Genomic DNA, 3,653 nt, shown 5'->3' on the forward strand with positions numbered 1-3,653 from the left:
CGGCGTGCGGGGGGCGGCGGCTGCCGATCGGGGTGACCGGCGTGCGCTCGCCGCGCGTGCTGTGCGGGCCAGGCGCGAGGTAGGCCGGGGTTCTCGGTGGGCGCGGCATGCCGAGCGGCGCCTTCTCCAGGTCGACGACCTTGCGGGGCGCCGCCAGCGAGACGGGGACGGTGACCGGTGTGACCGGACGACCGGCGGTCCTGCGACGCTCCCGCAGCCGGTCGCGCAGATCCAGCAGCCACACCTCGGCGCGGGCGATCAACGGCTCGCACCACGGCAGGGCGAGGAGCACCAGCAGCCCGGCGGCCCAGCCGAGGAAGACGTCGCTCAGCCAGTGCGTACCGAGGTAGACGGTGGTCAGCCCGACCCCCAGCGACACCACCGCGGACACGGCGGACAGCCAGCGGCGGGCACGCGGGGTGGACGCCAGATACGCCAGAATTCCCCAGGTCACGACCGCGTTGGCGGTGTGGCCGCTGGGGAATATATCGCCGCCGAGACCCATCTCGTTCGAGCCGACGGTCGTCGCGTAGTGCGGGCCGAGCCGGCCCATGCCGATCTTCGCGGCGCCGACCGTGAGGTTCAGCAGCAGCAGCGAGGCGCCGAGGGTGAGCAGCGGGCGCAGCGTGTGCTGGCGCCACGAACGCCAGCCGAGCCAGGCCGCCACCATCACCGCGGTCGGACCGCGCTGGCCGAGGACGACGTAGTAGTCGAGGAAGGCGTGGACCGACGGCCACTGCTGGTAGGGCCGGAAGAACATGACCTGCCAGTCGAACCGGACCAGCCACGAGGTCGTCACGACGAGCCAGACGATCGCCAGGTAGAAGGCGAGCGTCGCGGCCAGCAGCGCGACCCGGTGCCGGCTCATCCGCGGGAAATCGATGTGGGCCGGGCGTTCGGGCTCCCGGTCCAGCCTCGCGAACACCCGGTCCAGACGGGTGAGGTTTCGTTCGGTACGCACCCAATCGACGTTACAGCGAGTGAGGTCTGTTCCCTCGCGAATCCACGGCTTTGTGATGACGATGTGATGTGGGATTGCTCTCAGGATGTCGTTTATTCCCACGGAATCCGAAATCGACGGCCGTTCGTACCTTCATTTCCTTTGATCAATCCGGGGGTGAGTTTCGGCGGAGTTTTGAATGAGTTCGACTGGCGGTAGTCGGGAATTAACAGTGTCCGCAAAAACCGATCATGACAGGGTCAGGGCGGTCCGGATCCGTTCAGCCACCAGGCGCCGTACACCGCCGACGCCACCGCGACCCCGCCGACCACCAGCGCCGACCTCGCCGTACGCGAGCGGGTCAGCGCGAGAGCCAGGGGCAGCAGGACCGGGAACGCGGGCATCAGCAGCCGCGGTTTCGAGCCGAAGTAGCTCGACGCGCACAGCGCGAGGGCCAGCACGGCACCGGTGTACACGAGCAGCGGCAGCGGCTGGCGCTGCCGGACGCAGGCGGCGTACAGGCGCAGCAGCAGCGCGACCCCCAGGATCAGCGCGAGCCCCGCGAGAGCGCCGGGCACGGAGGTGAACTTCCCGGCGACGAAACGCGCGAAGGCGTAACCCCCGTCGAACCCGTTGCGCCAGCCCGCCTGCACGTCGAGATAGCCGAACAGGCCGCCACCCGTACGCCGCCCGACCCACAGTACGTAGCCCAGCGAACCGAGCGGCGCGAGAAACAGCCCGAGGGCGCGTGCCGCCGGGTGCGCGCCGGGTGGGGGCGCTGTACCGCCGGACGACACGGACGAGTGAACAGTGGCGTCGGCGGAACCCGGTGCCGTCGGGGTCCGTTCTCGGAGCAGGGAGGCCAGGCCGGCCGCCCACACCGCCAGCACCACCGCGAGCCCGACGGGCCGGGTCAGCCCGGCCAGGGAGGCGAGCGTCCCGGCCGTGACCCAGCGGCCGGTCAGGACCGCGTACAGCGACCAGGCGGCGAGCGCCGTGAACAAGGACTCGCTGTACGCCATCGACTGCACGATCCCGACCGGGAGCACGGCCCACAGCAGCACCGCGTACAGGGCCGCGCGACCGCCGTACACATGGTCCGCGACCGCGAAGATCCCCCAGGCCGCGGCGAGAGAGGAGAGGAGGGAGACGACGAAGCCCGCGTCGGCGTACGACAGCGGGGTCAGCGAGTGGAGGAGGCGCTCCAGCCACGGAAGGAGAGGGAAGAACGCCAGGTTCGAGTGGACGTCGCCGTTCGGCAGGCGCACCTCGTAGCCGTACCCCTGCTCGGCCACGCGGACGTACCACAGCGCGTCCCAGCGCGCCGTCAACAACGTGTACGCGCTCTTGTCCCGCACGGCGCTCCACACCGCCAGCATCACCAGGCCCAGCGTGCGGACGGCCGCGTACCCCAGCAGGGCCGGGGCGGCCCGGCGCAGGGCGGGGTGGATGCGTGCCGGGATCTCGATCATGGGCTCGATTATCGGGCCCACGTGGACGAGTGGTGTACGCCACATGGGTTCCCGGTGGCGTCTGAGAGGTCCGCCACGTGATCGGAGGGCGAACTCGCGTACGCTGCGATGCACTCGCCGTTCGTCCGCGCGGGCCGAAGACGCCGCTCCTCTCCGGCCGAGTCGCGGGGAGTCCCCACCCCGTGAACCCGTCGAACGCGCGAATCAGCTGGGAGGTACGCACATGTCCGGGACGATCACGGCCACAGCTGTGCGCCGACGCTCGGCGGATCAGACCGGGGCCCAGCGGTGGATCGTCCTCGTCGTCCTGTGCGTGAGCCTGCTGCTGGTCGCCGTCGACGCGACCGTGCTGCATGTGGCGGTGCCCGCCGTCACGGAGGACCTCAAGCCCGGGGCGATCGAGCTGCTGTGGATCGTCGACACGTATCCGCTCGTCTGCGCGTCCCTGCTGATCCTGTTCGGGACACTCGGGGACAAGGTCGGGCGGCGGCGGGTGCTGCTGCTCGGGTACGCGCTGTTCGGGGTGGCGTCGGCGATGGCCGCGTTCGCGCAGAGCGCGCAGGTGCTGATCCTCGCGCGGGCGCTGCTCGGGGTCGGCGGGGCGATGATCATGCCGGCCACGCTGTCCATCCTCCGGCAGGTGTTCCCCGACCGGCGGGAGCGGGCGCTGGCCATAGGGATCTGGAGCGCGGTCGCGGCGGTCGGTGCCGCCGTGGGGCCGCTGCTCGGGGGGTTCCTGCTCGAACACTTCTGGTGGGGGTCGGTCTTCCTCGTCAACATTCCGCTGATGCTGGTCAGTCTGCCGGTCGGGCGGTGGCTGCTGCCCGAGTCCAAGGGGGAGACCGACGGGCCGTGGGACGTCGTCGGCGCGCTCATGGCCGCCGGCGGGCTGTTCGGCGTCGTCCTCGGCGTGAAGCGGCTCGGCGGCGGTGAGTTCGGGGCGCTCACCTTCGTCCCCGTCGCCCTCGGCGCGGTGCTGCTCGTGCTGTTCGTGCGGCGGCAGCGGCGGCGGCCGTTCCCTCTCGTGGACCTGCGGATGTTCGCGCGGCCCGCGTTCGGGACGTCCGTGCTGTGCATCGTGCTGGCCATGCTGGCGCTGGTCGGGCTCGAACTGATCGCCGCGCAGTATCTCCAGCTCGTGCTCGGGCTGTCGCCGTTGCAGACGGGGCTGCGGCTGCTGCCGCTCACCCTCGCCGCGATGGCAGCGGGGCTGGCCGGGGCGCGGCTGCTGCGGCGGGTCG

The 3,653-nt window shown here is 71.2% G+C and carries 3 protein-coding genes; 1 reads left to right on the plus strand and 2 read right to left on the minus strand.

The genetic code is table 11. The annotated features are described in order from the left end of the window. Both ACVNF4_RS33770 and ACVNF4_RS33775 read right to left on the minus strand, forming a co-directional pair. Nucleotides 1-961, minus strand: a 961-nt coding sequence (locus ACVNF4_RS33770) for a phosphatase PAP2 family protein (protein ID WP_461806688.1), incomplete at its 3' end; no start/stop codon positions are given. A gap of 239 nt (nucleotides 962-1,200) precedes the next feature. Next, the gene (locus ACVNF4_RS33775; protein WP_461806689.1) at nucleotides 1,201-2,412 is read right to left on the minus strand and encodes a mannosyltransferase family protein; all 1,212 of its coding nucleotides are present in this window, start codon (nucleotides 2,410-2,412) and stop codon (nucleotides 1,201-1,203) included. Nucleotides 2,413-2,635: 223 nt separating this feature from the next. Between ACVNF4_RS33775 and ACVNF4_RS33780 the strand changes: the two genes are divergently transcribed. Continuing rightward, nucleotides 2,636-3,653 (plus strand): MFS transporter (locus ACVNF4_RS33780; RefSeq protein ID WP_461806690.1); only part of this gene is annotated, 1,018 nt, incomplete at its 3' end.

The sequence above is a fragment of the Streptomyces sp. S6 genome, assembly GCF_054880855.1.